Origin of the sequence: Haloarcula salina, assembly GCF_049603855.1 — an archaeon.
GTDB lineage: Archaea > Halobacteriota > Halobacteria > Halobacteriales > Haloarculaceae > Haloarcula > Haloarcula salina_A.
The window spans coordinates 192,324-208,499 of sequence record NZ_CP187146.1 but is presented as its reverse complement, the minus strand read 5'-3'; the positions used below and the strand labels follow the sequence as shown (position 1 = coordinate 208,499).

Here is a 16,176-nt window from a genome sequence, read left to right as displayed (position 1 = left end):
TCGGCGCTCGATTGAGTGGCAATGAGCGACATCCCCGCCGGCGTCTGCTTCGACATGGACGGCGTGCTCGTCCAGTCCGAAGACCACTGGGTCCGCGCCCAGCGAGAGGAAATCCTCCCGACGGCCGCGCCGAACGACGACATCCCCGTCGCGGCGATTACCGGCCGCGACTACACCGAGGTGTACCCCGACCTCGCCGCCGAGTACGACCTCGAAATCAGCCGCGAGGAGTTCGAGGCGCTGTTCGAGAAACACGGCGAGCGCATCTACGGCGAGCACGCGACGCTGCTTGCCGGCGCACACGACCTGCTCGCCGACCTCCGGGCGGCCGGCGTCGCGCTGGCGCTCACCACGTCGGCCCCGTGGGCCTGGATCGACGTGGTCGACGAGCGCTTCGACATCCTCTCGAAGTTCGACGCGGCGGTCAGCGCCGAAGACGTCGACGGCCCCGGCAAGCCCGAACCCGACATCTACGAGCGCGGTGCGGCGGAGTTGGGACTCGCACCCGAAGCGTGCTGGGCCGTCGAGGACTCGACGATGGGGGCGCGCGCGGCCGTCGCCGCCGGAATGACGACCATCGGCTTCCGCGGCGACGGCGACGAGACGGACCTCTCGATGGTCGATCACGTCGCGTCGGGGAGCGCGGACCTCAGGGCGCTGTTGCTCGGCGACGGGTCAGGAATGCCAGAATAGAGAGCGACCGGCCGGGTCAGGCCCGGTCGCCGTAGCCTCGGCCCGCCAGCAGGCCGAAGACGTTGAGGGCGACGACACCCACGAAGACGAGGAAGGTCTGACTGTCCAGTCCGCCCAGCAGGAGCGGGGGATACGCCAGCGGCGCGAGTATCGCGAGCCAGAACGCGACGAAGCGCAGGGGACGGATCGCGAGGGACTGGAGGTCGGTTTTGCGTGGGGCGGCTTCCGTCGGGGAGCGGAAGGGCGATGCACTGGACATTGTGAGCTTCCTCACTTCTTCGTATGGACCTGTCCCACAATATAAACGGCAGACCCTTGCCGTGAGTTCGCTCGTTTCCGCATCCTTCAGCGGATTTCACCACCTTTCAGGGAGTGTATACTCTACGTCTGAGACGCTTCGAGAAGCTTTTGTAAATTTTAAAACGCCGTCTGAGCGCGTTTCGAGTTCGTCATAATCGGAAGCCTTACCGGACCGTCACGGACCGCGTCTCGGTGATCGGCGGCAACGGGAGCGCCGGGAACGCGATCTCGACGGTGAACGTGAGTTCGTCCGCGTCCGCGCCGAAGACGGCGACCGGGAGCGTGGCCTCGCCGAGATACGACGGCTTGGCGGTCATCTCCCGGCCGTTGACGGTGACGCGCAGGCCCGCACGAGCGCCGCCGCCGGCGTTTCCGACCGTGACCTCCCGCATCTCGTTCTCGCCGGGGGCGATGCTGTCGGGGAACGCGCCCCAATCGACGGAGATGACCGGGAGGTCCCGGGCGTTGGCGAGTACCTGCTCTGCGACGCCCTCTGAGAGCCCGGCGCGGACGAGCGCGTCGTGGCCGGCGTCGACCACGTCGGCGGGCGAGGACAGGCCCGCGGCGGCGAGTTTACCCGCGCGCCCGCTCCCCACGCCGTCGATGGCGGTCAGCCCGACCGCGTCGGCGCTGATACCGTGTTCGACGCGGGCCTCCACCCGGCAGGCCAGGTTCGCGTAGCGGGCCGGCCCGAGCGTGTCGAGGAACTCCCGAAGCGCGGCGAGCAGGCGGAGCGCGTTCTGGCGGATAACCCACGCGTCGCTCTTGAGTTCGGTGGGCGTCGTCCCGGTCATCCCCGACCGGAGGATGGCGAGCACCTTCCGCTGGCCGGCGTCGAGACTGTCGGCGGCCGACCCCCCGAGCACCGCGTGGACCGCGTCCTCCTCGTCGGAGCGGGCGCTGACGCTGTCGAACTCGGTCGCGCCGGCCACCGCGGTCAGCAGGTCGTCCTCGTCGACGGTGACCCCGGTGTCGGGGTCGGCCGCCCGCTCGCAGCGCTCGGCGAGGTCGGCGAAGCGCCGGGCTGTCGACAGCCGGAGGTAGAACTTCGAGGCCAGCTGGCCCAGCCGCGTCGGCTCGACGGCGAGGCCGTCCTGCTCGACGAACCCTTCGGAGACGAGCGCCGAGAGAGTGTCGCTGACCCGCTGTCGCAGGTCGCTGCCGGCGTCGTACTCGTCGGGCGCGGACTGCGAGCGGGCGTAGTAGAACGTCGTCGCGAGCCAGTCCATCACGTCGTCCACGTCGCCGATGGTCCCGAGCGCGATTTCGGCGTTGAGGTGGGCGTCGAGTTCGGCCGCCAGTCGGGACTCGATCTCCTTGCCGTCCCGGAGCAGGCGGCGGTACTTGTCGGCGTCCGAGCGGTCACAGACGACCCAGGCGTAGCCCATGTCGTCGTAGCCGGGTCGGCCCGCGCGGCCGAGCATCTGGAGCACGTCGAGCGGGCTCATGTCCACCTCACCTTCGAGCGGGTCGTGCAGTTTGGTGTCGCGGATGACGACACAGCGGGCGGGGAGGTTCACGCCCCACGCCAGCGTCGACGTGGAGAAGAGCAGCTGAATCTTCCCCTGCTTGAACCACTCCTCGACCCGGTTCTTGTCCTCGCGGGCGAGGCCGGCGTGGTGGAAGCCGACGCCGTCGAGCACGGACTGCCGGAGGGTGTCGTTCGAGAGGTCGGCGGCCTCGTTGTGGAAGTCGTAGTCGCCGCGGGCCCCCATCGGCACGTCGCGCTCGGTGATCTCGTCGCGGGCCTTCTTCGCGGCCTGGACGGTGTCCTGGCGCGAGGAGACGAACACGAGCGCCTGGCCCTCCTCGCGGATGTGGGGCTCGGCGAGGTCGAGCGCCCGGTAGAGGCGGCGGTACTTGTCGGCGAAGGCGTTCTCGCCGTGGGAGTAGGTCTTCACGTCGGCGTTCAGCGGCACGGGCCGGTAGTCCTCGCCGAAGGCGAAGGTGGTCTCGTCGGGGGCGTCCAGCCAGTCGGCCACGTCGTCGATGTTCGGCATCGTCGCCGAGAGGGCGACCACGCGCGGGTCACAGAGCCGGCGCAGGCGCGAGACGGTGACTTCCAGCACCGCGCCCCGGCGGTCCGAGTCGAGCAGGTGGACCTCGTCGATGACGCAGCAGTCCACGTCCGTGATGAACGAGTAGCGCCGCGTCTCGTGCTTGCGCGTGGCCGAGTCGGCCTTCTCCGGCGTCATCACGAGGATGTCGGCCCGCTCGGCGCGTCGGGGGTTCAGGTCCCGCTCGCCGGTGACGACGTACACCGAGTAGCCCAGGTCCTCGAAGCGCTCCCACTCGCTCTCCTTCTCGTTGGTGAGCGCGCGAAGCGGGGCGAGAAAGAGAGCGGTCCCGTCCGCGGCGAGCGTCTTGCAGATCGCCAGTTCCGCCAGCGCGGTCTTGCCGCTGGCAGTCGGCGCGCTGACGACGACGTTGTCCTCGCGGTTCAGCAGGGCCGGCAGGGCCTCGGACTGCATCGCGTTGAACCGCTCGAAGGGGAAGGCGTCGGCGAACTCCGGAAGGACCTCCGCGACCGCCACGGTCGGCTCGCTGTCGGCTCGGGATGGCACGTCACAGTGGCGGGTCCGCGACGGCAAAGGCGTTTCTATGGCGGAGTGAAAGTGTGCCGAAGCCGGCCTCCCCGCTCGGGTACCCTTAACTGTCTGGCTCCCGGGATGAGAGGTGTGAGCAAGGAGTGGGAGCCGGAGACGGTGTTCGAGGTCCTCGGCAGCGAGGCGGTCCGGCGCATCCTCGCGGCGGCGAACGTCGACCCCGTCTCGGTCCAGGCGCTGGCAGACCGCCTCGACGCCTCCGAGCCGACGGTGTATCGCCGCGTCAACGTCTGTCAGGAGTACGACCTCCTGCGCGAGGAGACCCGCGTCGACGCCGACGGCAACCACTACAAGGTGTACGAGACCGCCTTAGAGCGGGTGTGCTTCGAACTCGACGGCGGTGTCTTCGAGGTGGACATCCAGTTGCGCCGCGAACTGGTCGACGGGAGCACCGCGGTCCGCGAGGGCGGAGAAGCGGGCGATTCGGAGAGCGACGAGCCGGCCGACGGCGGCGTGAGCAGTGGCGACGAGGCGTGATTCGCCCGGTGAATACGAACGCAGTCCGGCGGTGTCGGCGCGGGGCTTCACGGACTGAAACTGCCGCGCGCGGCGGCGGTTGGTCCCGCTGGGCCGACCGAACGGATAGATTTCGACGCGGCGCGACCGGACAAGCTTGGTCGGTCGATATCGGGGATTTCAGCGCCTGAAGCGCTGGCCGGCGTTATAACGGTCTCGCTCGACAAGTGGCGGGTGCATCCGATGTCTGTGCTCGAAACCGTCAAGGAGAAGGTGGGAATCGCCGACGAAAAGCCCCGATACGAGTGTCAGGACTGCGGCCACGAGTTCCGCTCGTCCGCGGACCCCGACTCGTACTGGTCGAAGTGCCCCGAGTGCGAGTCACAGGAGATCACCCAGATCGAGTAACGCCAGTCGCGACGACGAGCGGCGGTCGGTTCTCCGTAGGTTCCGTACCAGCGACAGCGCCCGGCACGCGGTGTCGCGGTGAGACTCGGGCCACCCGAACACAATCCCTTTTGCGAGACGCCTCCAATTCGCGGGTAATGAGTCGTTCGCGCAAGCCCGACTGGCTGAAGTCCCGGCCGCCGTCGGGCGAGCGGTTCACCGAGATCAAGCGAATCCTCCGCGAGCGCGACCTCAACACCGTCTGCGAGGAGGCCAACTGCCCGAACCTCGGGGAGTGCTGGTCGGGGAGCGAGAACGCGCCCGGCGCGGGCGACGGCGGCCCGGGCACGGCGACGTTCATGCTCATGGGCGACCGCTGCTCGCGGGGGTGTAACTTCTGTGACGTGGCGACGGGCGGGATGGAGCCGCTGGACCCCGAGGAGCCCCGACAGGTGGCCGAGGCCGTCGCCGAGATCGGCCTCGACTACGTCGTCCTCACGAGCGTCGACCGCGACGACCTGCCCGACCAGGGCGCGGGCCACTTCGCCGAGACCATCCGGGCGATCAAGGAGCGCGATTCCTCGATCCTCGTCGAGTGTCTCGTCCCGGATTTCCGGGGCGAACCGGACCTCGTCCGCGAGATCCTCGACGCCGGCCCGGACGTGTTCGCCCACAACGTCGAGACCGTCGACCGACTCCAGTGGCCGGTCCGGGACCGCCGGGCGGGCTACGAGCAGTCCCTCTCGGTGCTCCGGCAGGCCGACCGCGAGAGCGACGTGTACACCAAGACCAGCCTGATGCTGGGCGTCGGCGAGTACGCCCACGAGGTGTACCAGACGCTGTCGGACCTCCGGCAGGTCGGCGTCGACGTGGTGACGTTCGGCCAGTACCTCCAGCCCTCCCGCTCGCACCTCGAAGTGTCCGACTACGTCCACCCCGACGCCTTCGACACCTGGCGGCGGGTCGCCGAGGAGGAGTTCGACTTCCGGTACTGCGCCGCGGGGCCGATGGTCCGCTCGTCGTACCGGGCGGGCGAACTGTTCGTCGAAGCGGTCCTCCGCGACGGCGACGACCCCGCCGAGGCCCGCGAGCGGGCGCGAACCGGCGGGAGTCCGTGAGAGAGGGGAGCGTCACGACGCGCTGGCGGTCGGTGTGACGAGGGCCAGACGGCGAGTGCAGAGCGCCCGCACGAACGGACCGCTATATAGCCGTACACAGCGCTGTTGTGGGACAATATCCGTTAGAGAACTATTATAAGCGCACAAATAGGGAACCAGATGTCCGTTGTGCTGAACGCATGAGTGCAACGTCGACCGCGTCAGAGAGCTGGTTCACCTTCGACAAACAGGACATGATGGTGTTCATCCTCGTCATGTCCCTCACGGGGTTGCAAAACGCCGTGACCGAGATCCTCCCGGAGTTCACGCTGGGACCGCTCGAACTCGGGGTCGGTGAGTTCGTCTTCATCCCCATCGTGCTGGTCCTCCTCTTTCGGACCTACTGGGCGGCGCTCGCCGTCCCGGTCGGCGAGATCGTGTTCGGCGAGATCCTGCTGGGCGAGTTCGACGGGCTGGGGGCGATGGAGGGCCTTCTCCTGATTCCGGTCTGTTACTACTTCGCCGCGAAGCTCCTGCAGGACCCGGAGAACGCGACCCAGCTCGCCCTCGTCGTGTTCCTCGCGGAGGGGTTAGAGGAGTTCTTCGCGATGTTCATCGACATCGGCAAGGTGTACGTCGGCGTCGAGGAACTGGAGGCCGTCCCCGGGCTCCCCGAGAGCATCTTCGTGCTGGAGGCGGTCGACCTCGTCACGCAGATGGTCATCACCGGCATCGTCTTCGGCGTGATCCCGGCGCTGTACCTCTACCCGAAGCTCCACGGCAAGGTCGAACCCCTGCTGGGGATGGAGCCCTACGAGGGCGAGCGCGGGGCCTCGATGTGGCGCGGCTTCTCTGCGAAGGCGTTCCTCGCGATGCTTGTCGCGTTCCCGCTGGCGTTCGTCGCCGAAGCGGCCAGCGAGGTCGGCGGCGCGATCAACGTCGTCTGGGAGCCCGAGTTCCTGGAGGTGTACGGCCAGCCGTTCATCGCGGTCCCCATCGCGGTCTCGGCCGTCGTCGCCGCCGTCGTCTGGTACCGAGCGACCCAGCGGTCGGCCTGAACAGCGATGGACGAAACACACGCCGCCGCCATCGTCGTCGACGACCTGTCGTTTCGCTACCCCGGAACCGACGAGAACGTCCTCGACGGGGCCGACGTCTCGATCGAGCCGGGCGAGTTCGTCGCCGTCGTCGGCGGGAACGGATCCGGCAAGACGACGCTCTGTAAGTCGTTCAACGGCATCGTCCCCCACTTCTACGAGGGGACGTTCGACGGGAGCGTCACGGTCGCCGGGCTGGACACCGCGAGCAGTTCGGTCGCCGAACTCTCACAGCACGTCGGCTACGTGTTCCAGGAGTTCGACAATCAGCTGGTCAATCCCACGGTGTTCGAGGAGGTGGCGTTCGCACCGCTGAACTACGGCCGGGAGGACTACCGCGAACGGGTCCACCGCACACTCGACCTGCTGGACCTCGACGGGCTCGAAGACCGGTTCATCTGGGAGCTATCGGGCGGCCAGCAGCACCTCGTCGCCCTCGCGGCGGCGCTGTCGCTCGACCCCGAGATCCTCGTCGTCGACGAGCCGGCGGCCCAGCTCGACCCCGTCAACGCTCGGGCGACCTACGAGCACCTCACCGACCTCAACGCCGACCACGGGAAGACGGTGGTCACCATCGAACACCACACCGAGTTCATCGCGGAGTACTGCGAGAGCGTCGTACTGGTCGCCGACGGGGCGGTCGAGTGGAAGCTCCCGGTCGAGGACGCGCTGAACAGGCTCGACGACCTCCGGGCGCAGGACGTCCACCCCCCGCAGGTGACCCGCGTCGCCGAGCGGGTGTGCGACGGCGACGGCGACCTGCCCGTAACCGTCGCTGACGCCGCGGCGCGGTTCTCGGACCGGGCGGCCGGCGGCGCGCGAGCAGACGGCGCGGTCGAACCGTCCCCCGCGGCCGACGCCGGGCGCGAACCGGTCATCTCTCTCACAGACGTGTCCCACAGCTACGAGACGCTCCGCGAGGGGACGCGACAGGCGCTCGACGGCCTCTCGCTCGACCTCTACCCGGACGAACGGGTCGTCCTCGTCGGGAGCAACGGTGCGGGCAAGTCGACGCTGTTGCGCCTCGTCACCGGCATCGAGCGCGCCGACGCGGGCGAGGTGACCGTCGACGGCGTCGACGCGGGAGCGGCACTGCCGGAGACGCTCGCCAACGACGTGGTGTACGTCCACCAGAACCCCGAGGAGATGTTCATCGAGGACGAGGTGCGCGCCGACGTGGCCCACTACCTCCGCGACCGGGGATACCCGGACGTGGACCGGCGGGTCGACGACGTGATCGACTTTCTCGACCTCGACGCGCTCCAGCACCGCGACGGCCGCCTGCTGAGCGTCGGCCAGCAACGGCGCGCCTCGCTGGCCATCGGGCTGGCGACCGACCCCTCCATCGTCCTGCTCGACGAGCCGACGGGGAGCCTCGACCTCGCGAGCCGGGCGGAGGTCGGGCGGACCATCGACCGGGCGGGCCAGCGCGTCGAGACGGTCGTCGTCGCGACCCACGACCTCGAACTGGCGGCGGCGTGGGCGACCCGCGTCGTCGTCCTCGACGCGGGTCGAGTCATCGCCGACGGACCGCCGGAGACGGTCTTTTCGGACGCCGAGACGCTGGAACGGGCGAGCTTGCGACCGCCGCAGGTCGTCCGGCTGAGCGAGCGCCTCGGGCTCTCGCCCGCGCCGCTGACCGTCGAAGACCTCGCGAGTCGGCTCGGGACCGCCGAGAGCGCCGCGCCCGCGGAGGCCGAGCGATGACCTCCCTCGACGGGCTCCGGGACGCGACCTCGGTCGACGCCATCAAGAACGACCTGCTGAAGACGGCCTACGAGAACGAGGGGTCGTTCCTGCACCGCCTCGACCCCCGCGTGCTGTTGCTGTGGTACGTCGTCTTCCTGTTCGTCCCGTGGCTGTTCTACGACGTGGGCGTCCTGCTGGCCCTGCTGGCGTTCGTCTCGCTGCTCGCGTACGCCTCTCGAGTGAGCCTCTTTCTGGTCGCGCTGATGGCGTTCACCGTCGCCTCGACGCTGGCGTCGTACGCAGTCGTGACCGCGTTCACGGGTGACCCGCTGGCCGCGATACGGGCGCTGATTCCGTTCACGCTGAAGCTGACGGTCATCTCTGTGTCGAGCCTGGCCGTCTTCTCCAGCATGGGTCCGAAGACGCTCGCACGCGGACTCCGGAGCCTCGGCATCCCCCGCCAGTTCACGTTCCTCATCACGTACGGCTACCGGATGCTGCCGGTGCTGTTCGAGGAGTACCACGACCTCGTCAACGCCTATCGGCTCCGCAGCGCCGCGCCGGAGTCCCCGGGCCGCTTCCGGTGGCGACACTACGCCTACCTGCTGAAGACGTCGATGCGGGCGTTCTACCCGATGATCTTCAACGTCGCGAAGCGGAGCCGGGTCACGGTCGAAGCGATGGAGACGCGGGGATTCTCACACTCCCTGCACGACGAGGCGAGCAAGGAACTGCAGTTGGCCGATATGCGAGTCCGACCTCTCGACGTCGGGTTCTTCGCCGGGTCGCTGGCCGTGGTGGCAGTCATCGCCGTCGCGCTGTGAGCGCGGCCGCCAGCGTCCATCGCCCCCGACTGAACGACCCTGCCGATTCCAGCCCGCTATATAGCCGTACGCAGTTCGGTATAGCACTCTTAGTTCGAACTAACTGTGGCGGAGCGAACTCCCGGATATGCGATTGGTTTCCGACGGCGACGACGACCTCGAAGCGGAACTGCTGGAGACGATGATCCCGGCGCGGGCACAGATTCCCGACGACCCCGACCCGGGCAACTACGTCGTCGTCGACGTGGCCCAGTTCTCGACGACGGTCCCCGAACTGTTCGCCAACGGGGCGGAGTACATCTACATCACGGAGGAGCGTGGCAACGAACCCGACTTCAGGGCCGAGCACCCCCGCGCGAAGATCGGCGGTAGCTCCGGGCCGAACTACGAGGGCGAGGACGGCTACGACTTCTTCAACTCACCGAGCTACGTTCAGGACGTGGACGTGGCCGGCCGCCCGACGGCGATGACCTCGACCAACGGCGGCAACGCGGTCACCGACCTCCGTCTCGCGGGCGGCGACGACGTCGACGTGTACGTCGGCGGGCTGACCAACGGCAAGGCCGTCGCCGAACACCTCAGGGACAGCGACCGCCGGACGTACTTCGTCGGCGCGGGATCGAACGGCAAGCCCTCCCCCGAGGACCTCGCGGGGGCGCTGTACATCGCGCGACACCTCCACGAGCGCCCGCCGACGGCGGACCAGCGCGCGGTCTTCCGCGAGATGGTCACGTTCGGGAAGGGGCCGAAGTACGAGCGCAAGCCCCAGGTCAAGCGGACCGACCTCTACGAGTACACCCTCGCCTTCGACAGCCGCGAGGTCGTTCCGAAGCTCGTCGACCAGCGCCTGGTCGACGTGAGCGACGGCGGCGAGTGAGCGATGGACGCGGACGGACACGCCCACACGACGTTCTCCGACGGGGCGGCGCTCGACGACATGGTCGCGGCCGCCGAAGCCGCCGGACTGGACGCGCTCGGGCTCACGGACCACTGCATCGTGACCGAGGACCCGTTCGGGCGGCGCGAGCGCTACGACCTCGTCGAGACGTACGCCGACCGACGGGCGGTCATCGACGAGGCGCGAACAGCGACCGACCTGCGGCTGTACGACGCCGCGGAGGTGAGCTACGTCGAGGGCGACGAGGACCGCCTCGCGGCGTTCCTCGACCGCGCCGAGTTCGCCTACACCATCGGCAGCGTCCACTTCGCGGGGCCGTACGACTACACCAGTGTCAGCCAGTACGCCGACCTCGACGGCGCGGACCGCCGCGCGGCGGTCGAGCGGTACTACGACGCCGTCGTCTCGCTCGTGGAGTCGGCGCTGTTCGACGTGCTCGGTCACCTCGACCTCCCCGAGCGGATGGGCGCGCTCCGCCGGTACACCACTCGCGAGGACTACGAGCGCGTCGCCGCGGCGCTCGCGGACTCGCGGACGGTCCCCGAACTCAACGCGGGCCGGGTCCACCGCTCGCTGGGCCGGGTCCACCCCGATCCGGCGGTCCTCGACGTGTTCCGCGAGGCGGGCGTCGAGTTCGTCCTCGGCACCGACAGCCACGCGCCGGCGGAGCTCCGCAAGCGCGTTCCCGCGCTCCGCGACGCGGTCAGGGACGCTGGGCTGGACCCGGTCCCGATAGCGGCGCTCGCGGACTGAGACGGCCGTCTTCCTGGCTGCTCACTCCGGGAAGCGCCGCTTCGAGAGCGCCATCGGGTCGGCGTCCGAGACGGGCCGGAGGACGAAGCCGAACGACGCGTCCGCGATGGGGACGGTGTACTCGTCGATCGGTTCGGTCGGCGTCCCGCCGACGCCGGTGACGCGGTGGTCGAGGTCGAAGGTCACGGTGTCGCTCTCCGAGAGGTCGTGCTGGTGGGCCGCCTCGTCGAGGTTGGCCCAGTGGTCGGTGTTGGCGTTCATCGACTCGTCGAGCGGCAGGCCGAGCAGGCCGGTCCCGTCGCCGTCCGAGAGGAGCGCCCACCGCGCGTCGGCCTTGTTCCCGTTCTCGGTCGGCGGCAGATATGGGACGTACTGGTCGGCCACGGATCCCTCGTACCGCCCGACGCGGACGCCCCACTTCCGGTCGGGGTAGGTCTCCTCGGGACCCGGACCGTACCACTCGAACTGGTCGAACGCACCGGGCGCTTCGAGTCGCAGGCCCACCTTCGGGAGGTAGTCCGTGACGATGCCGCGGAGCCGGTCGTTGGGCGAGGCCGTCACGTCGATGGCCACGTCGCCGCTGCCGAAGACGCGATACCGGTACGTGGCTTCGAAGCCCGCTCCCCGGCGAGTGACGGTCTCGAAGGAGTCGAGGTTCAGCCAGGCGACCGCGCCGTCGAGGGGCGACGTGTCAGTCGTCGCGACCTCGTCGTCACTCAGGCCGCGGTCGAAGATGCGGACGTTGTCGATCCGCGTCCCGTCAGCGACCCGGGCGGTGCCGTCGCTGCCGACCGTCACGCCGGCGTCGACGTGCTGGAGCGACCCGTCGTAGGCCGTCGTGTTCTGGCGCTCGCCGTCGACGTAGAGGCGCAGTTGGCCGGCCTCGGCGTCCCAGACGCCCGCGATGTGGTGCCAGTTGCCGGCCCAGTCGTCCGGGACGGCCGTCGAGACCCAGTGCCACTCGTCCGTCTGAAACGCCAGTTCGAGCGCGCCGTCGCGGTCGCCGGAGCGGCGCTTGAGCAGGAACTGGCTCCCCTTGACGACGTAGGGCTGTGGCCCGCCGCCGGCCTGTGGCTCGCCGGGCCGGACCCAGCATTCGAGCGTGAGGCCGCCCTCGGTGACGTCGAGGCTGTCCGAGGCCTCCATCGAGAGGTAGCTCTGGCCGTCGAACCCGACGGCCTGTCCGGAGACGCCGGAGACGACCGCGGGACCGTTGCGGAGCACCGCGTCGTTGCCGAAGTCGGTCGCGTCCGGCGTGAGTTGCGTCGACGAGCGCTCCGCGAACGAATCGAAGTCGTACCAGAGCACGGCGCTCTCGGGCGGCGAGTCGAACCCGGATGCCACCTCGTCGGCCGACAGCGCGCGGTCGAAGACCCGGACCGAGTCGATGGTCGTGGCGGCGTACCGGTCGGACTGCTCGGCGTTGTGCGCGACCTGGACCGGGTGGTCGGTCGGGACGAGTTCGGTCACCTCGTGTGACTGGGTCGCGACCGCCGTGCCGTCGAGGTAGAGGCGCAGTTCGCCCTCGGCGCAGACGCCGACCAGTCGGTGCCAGCCGTCGGTCCCGAGGTCGTCGGGAACGTCGGCCCGGACGGACTTCCACGAGGACTCCGCGGTCGGGTCGTAGATGAAGAAGGAGAACTGCTCGCCGTTGATCTTCAGCGCGTAGTGGCTGTCCCCCTTCGTGAGGAACGGGCTGTGGCCGCCGGTGTCGGGGTCGCGGAACGTCGCGGCGACGGTGAAGCCCGGTTCGGTGAACCCGAGCGCGCCGGGGTTCCCGGCGTCGACGAAGTCGTCCGAGCCGTCGAACGCGATGGCCTGCCCGGACTGGCCGGCCACGATTTCCGGGTCGCCCTGGACGGTCCCGTCCGCGCCGGTGCTCGACGCGTCGGGGGTGATCAGCGCGTCGCCGGGACCGGCCCCTTCGAGGAAGGCGTCGACCTCGACGGTGGCGAGCGCGTCGGCGGGCTGGTCGGTTCGGACGGCGTCGACGGTCTGCGTGAGGTCGTTCAGCCCGGCCTCGCGCCAGCTAGAGGCCTGCTCGCTCCCCCAGCTGACCGTCTCGTTCATGATCGGGACGCGCCAGGCGTTGAACGTGGGGCCGGACGCGAGGAGGTCGGTGCCGCCGTAGCGCATCGACGAGAGCGCGCCCGTCTCCGCGTCCAGCGCGTACTCGAAGCCGTCGCCGGAGACCGTGACCGCGCCGTCGGACTCCGACAGCGAGACGGGCGGCATGTCGTCGACGGCGACGGTCGACGGCTCGGGCACGTCGAATGGAACCTCGAACTGGTCGAAGGCGACCTCGTGGCCCGCGTCGGCGTACGCGGTCGACTCCGCGAGGGTGAAGGAGAGTTCGAGGTGATACTCCGTCCCGGGGGCGGGGTCTGACGGGGCGTCGAACGGAATCTCGACCGGGCGGGTCTCGCCGGCCGGCAGGTCGAGGTCGAGCGTGCCGGACTGGACGACCTCGTCGTCGGCCGTGAGCGCCCACTCCCCGTCGACCGCGCCGAGGTCGGTGAACGCGTGGTGGTTGGTGACGTACACCTCTCCCGCCGTGAGGTCCCGCGGGGCGGCCTTGACGGGCTGGTGGCTGTGCTTGAGCTGGAGGAGTTCCGGCTGGACCGAGCGGTCGGACCAGACCAGACCGTTCAGGCAGAACGGGTCCTCGTCGTAGAACTGGTACTCGGTGCCGTCGTCGGTCGTGGCGTCGATGTCCTGATTGACCCAGTCCCAGATGAAGCCGCCGGCGAGGCTCTGGTCGCGCAGGAGCGCCCCGAAGTCGTATCGGAGCACCGCGTCGTCGGCCTCGTGGACGGACGAGACGCCGCCCGCGTCGACCGCCGAGTCGAGGACCGACACCGCATCGAGCGAGATCGGTTCGTCCCGGCCCGGCTGGTCGCTCACGCCGACGTGGAGCGGTTCGGACCCGCCGGGAACGGTCGACAGCGAGTGGCTCGTCGCGGCGAGTTCCGTGCCGTCCAGATAGAGCGCGAGCGTGTCGGCGGAGCAGGCGGCGACGACCGTGTGCCACTCGTCCGGGTCGAGTCGGCCCTGGGGCTTGCCGGAGACGGACGCGTCACCGAGACTGAGTTCGATGTGACCGCCCTCGCGCGCCGTCAGGCGGTAGTCCTCGCCGCGCGAGACGAGGTCGACCTCGGTGTTGGGGCGCAGCCCGGTGAACGTGACCGCCAGCGTGAAGCTCGGAGTCTCGAAGTCCGCCAAGTCGAGGTCCGGGACTTCGAGGGAGTCGTCCGGACCGAGCGTGACCTGCCCCTCGGACCGGCCCACGTCGACGGTGGGGTCGCCGACGAGGACGGCGTCGTTGCCCGCGCCGGTGGTGTCGCGGGCGCGGCGCGCGTCGGGCTGGATGTACTCCGACCACATCGCGTGGACGAGGCCGAGGCTGTTACCCATCGCGTGGTTGTACTCGCCCATCACGACCGGGCGCTCCCCGTCCCCGATGTACGAGCCGTCGCCGACGGAGAGCAGGGTGTCCACGCTGGCGTAGCGCGGCCCGAGCATGTCGGAGTACTCGACGTCCCAGCCGCCGCCGTTGGGCTGGTGGTACATGATGCGGTCGGGTGCGAGACCCTGCGTCGGGCCGTCGAAGCTGTCGACGGTCGACGCGCCGGTCACGTCGCTGGTGTCCGCGGGCAGGTACTCGTCCGAGTCCATCGCCAGCGCGGCCATCGCGAGGTGTTCGCCGCCGGTCCCGGCCTCGTTGCCGGTCGACCACGAGAAGATGGATGCGTGGTTGCGGTCCCGGAGCACCATCCGCCGGAAGCGAGAGACGGCCTGGTCGTGGAACACCTCGGTGTTCGCGAGCAGGCCCTCCCACCAGTGGGTCTCGACGTTGACCTCGTCTTGCACGTACAGCCCGTACTCGTCTGCCAGTCGGTAGAAGGTCGGGTCGTTGGGGTAGTGGGAGGTCCGCACGGCGTTGCCGTTGTACCGCCTGAACAGTTCGATGTCCTCGCGCATCCGATCGAGAGAGACCGTCCGCCCCGATTCGGGGGTCGTCTCGTGGCGGTTCACCCCGCGGACGTTGACCGACTCGCCGTTGACGAGGACCTGCGCGCCGCGGGAACCGCGGGTGGTCTCGTACGTTCGGAAGCCGACCTTCTCGAACAGCGCTTCGGCGGTCGACTCGCTGGCGACGAGTTCGACGACGACCGAGTAGAGGTTCGGGTGCTCGGCCGACCACGTCTCGGGGTCCGAGACGGTCGTTTCGAGGGCGACCGTGCCACCCTCCGCGCCCACGTCGACCGTCTCCGAGAGCGTCTCGACGGGCGAGCCGTCCGGGTCGAACAGGTGCGCCCGGACGGTGTGGTTCCCCTGTGACTCGCCGGTGAAGTTCGCCACCTCGGCGTCGACCCGGAGTCGGCCGTCCGCGTAGTCCTCGTCGAGTCCGGCCCGGGCGTAGAAGTCCCGGACGTGGACGGTCGGCGTCGAGTAGAGGTAGACGCTCCGGAAGATGCCCGAGTACCGGAACATGTCCTGGTTCTCGATCGCCTCGGCGTCGGAGAAGCGGTACACCTGCACCGTGATCGCGTGGTCCTCGCCGGGGGTGACGTGGTCGGTGATGTCGAACTCGCCGGACGTCATCGACCCCTGCTGGAAGCCGACGTAGGTCCCGTCGACCCAGACGAAGTACGCCTGCTTCACGCCCTCGAAGTGCAGGAACACCTCGCGGTCGCCCCAGTCCGACGGGACGCGGGCCGACCGCCGGTAGACCCCGACAGGGTTCGTGTCAGGGACGGCGATGTCGCCGGCGGTCGGGTCGAGGTTGCCGTCCAGGTCCGGTTCGTACTCGTCCCAGGTGATGCCGGTGTTCGTGTAGATCCGCTGCCCGTACCCCTCGGTCTGCCAGACGCTCGGCACCGAGATGGTGTCCCAGCCGTCGCTCCCGAAGGAGTCGGGAACGTCCGCGGGCCGCTCGTAGAACTGAAAGCCCCACTCGCCGTCGAGCAGTCGGAAGTACGCCGAGTCCGCCCAGCGGTCTTCGAGCGCCGTGAACGGCTCGTCGGCGTCGCGGGCCGCGCCAACCGACCCGTACGGAATCGTCGTCGAGACGTGGGTCGGCTCCCGGTTCTGCTCGAACACCTCGGGGTCCTCGATGTACGCGTCGAGGTTCTCGATCCGGCCGGGGCCGCCCGGCGACTCGACCTGTGTCGCCCCCTGTACCGCGCCGGCGGCGTCGCCGCCGACTCCGGCCGCCAGCGCGGCCAGTCCGGTCGCGCGGAGGAACTCCCGCCGCGACGCCGAGAGCACGCCGCCGCCAGTCGTCTGTGTCGTACGCCCATCAGAGTGTGAATCGCTGTTTTCCATCGATGAACATCCACCGTCGCGTCCCGCGATGCGTCACGGAACAGGGAC

12 protein-coding genes are annotated in these 16,176 nt (G+C 69.3%); 9 read left to right on the top strand and 3 right to left on the bottom strand.

What is annotated here, in order from left to right; all coding sequences use genetic code 11:
- Positions 1-21: 21 nt before the first annotated feature.
- Positions 22-693: an HAD family hydrolase gene (locus tag ACOZ4I_RS01100; protein WP_424002182.1), complete on the top strand. Its 672-nt coding sequence runs from the start codon at positions 22-24 to the stop codon at positions 691-693.
- 16 nt (positions 694-709) lie between these two features.
- Here ACOZ4I_RS01100 and ACOZ4I_RS01095 read toward each other — a convergent pair whose 3' ends face one another.
- On the bottom strand, positions 710-952 hold the full coding sequence (locus tag ACOZ4I_RS01095) for a hypothetical protein (protein WP_424002180.1): 243 nt from the start codon (positions 950-952) through the stop codon (positions 710-712).
- Positions 953-1,157: 205 nt separating this feature from the next.
- Positions 1,158-3,527 (bottom strand): DEAD/DEAH box helicase, encoded by a 2,370-nt coding sequence (locus ACOZ4I_RS01090; RefSeq protein WP_424004836.1) that lies wholly within the window; start codon positions 3,525-3,527, stop codon positions 1,158-1,160.
- Between the two features lie 144 nt (positions 3,528-3,671).
- On the opposite strand from ACOZ4I_RS01090, the gene ACOZ4I_RS01085 reads away from it, so the two are divergent.
- From ACOZ4I_RS01085 to ACOZ4I_RS01050, 8 genes are all read left to right on the top strand, one after another.
- Positions 3,672-4,076: an ArsR family transcriptional regulator gene (locus ACOZ4I_RS01085; protein WP_424002178.1), complete on the top strand. Its 405-nt coding sequence runs from the start codon at positions 3,672-3,674 to the stop codon at positions 4,074-4,076.
- Between the two features lie 222 nt (positions 4,077-4,298).
- Positions 4,299-4,463: a hypothetical protein gene (locus tag ACOZ4I_RS01080; protein WP_424002176.1), complete on the top strand. Its 165-nt coding sequence runs from the start codon at positions 4,299-4,301 to the stop codon at positions 4,461-4,463.
- A 137-nt stretch (positions 4,464-4,600) separates the two neighbouring features.
- Positions 4,601-5,560, top strand: a complete 960-nt coding sequence (gene lipA / locus ACOZ4I_RS01075) for a lipoyl synthase (protein ID WP_424002174.1) — start codon at positions 4,601-4,603, stop codon at positions 5,558-5,560.
- A gap of 179 nt (positions 5,561-5,739) precedes the next feature.
- Complete coding sequence (locus tag ACOZ4I_RS01070) at positions 5,740-6,597, top strand: hypothetical protein (RefSeq protein ID WP_424002172.1); 858 nt, start codon at positions 5,740-5,742, stop codon at positions 6,595-6,597.
- 6 nt (positions 6,598-6,603) lie between these two features.
- Positions 6,604-8,343 carry an ABC transporter ATP-binding protein gene (locus ACOZ4I_RS01065; RefSeq protein ID WP_424002170.1) on the top strand — a complete coding sequence of 580 codons (1,740 nt, stop codon included), beginning with the start codon at positions 6,604-6,606 and terminating at the stop codon, positions 8,341-8,343.
- Positions 8,340-9,149 (top strand): energy-coupling factor transporter transmembrane component T family protein, encoded by an 810-nt coding sequence (locus ACOZ4I_RS01060; protein WP_424002168.1) that lies wholly within the window; start codon positions 8,340-8,342, stop codon positions 9,147-9,149. The genes ACOZ4I_RS01065 and ACOZ4I_RS01060 overlap by 4 nt, the downstream gene beginning before the upstream one ends.
- A 127-nt stretch (positions 9,150-9,276) precedes the next feature.
- A complete protein-coding gene (locus ACOZ4I_RS01055; RefSeq protein WP_424002166.1) occupies positions 9,277-10,026 on the top strand; it encodes a 2-phosphosulfolactate phosphatase in 750 nt (249 codons plus the stop codon).
- 3 nt (positions 10,027-10,029) lie between these two features.
- A complete protein-coding gene (locus tag ACOZ4I_RS01050) occupies positions 10,030-10,800 on the top strand; it encodes a PHP domain-containing protein (protein WP_424002164.1) in 771 nt (256 codons plus the stop codon).
- 21 nt (positions 10,801-10,821) lie between these two features.
- Here the strand turns inward: ACOZ4I_RS01050 and ACOZ4I_RS01045 are convergent, their stop codons facing one another.
- A complete protein-coding gene (locus ACOZ4I_RS01045; protein WP_424002162.1) occupies positions 10,822-16,128 on the bottom strand; it encodes a glycoside hydrolase family 2 TIM barrel-domain containing protein in 5,307 nt (1,768 codons plus the stop codon).
- Positions 16,129-16,176: the final 48 nt, after the last annotated feature.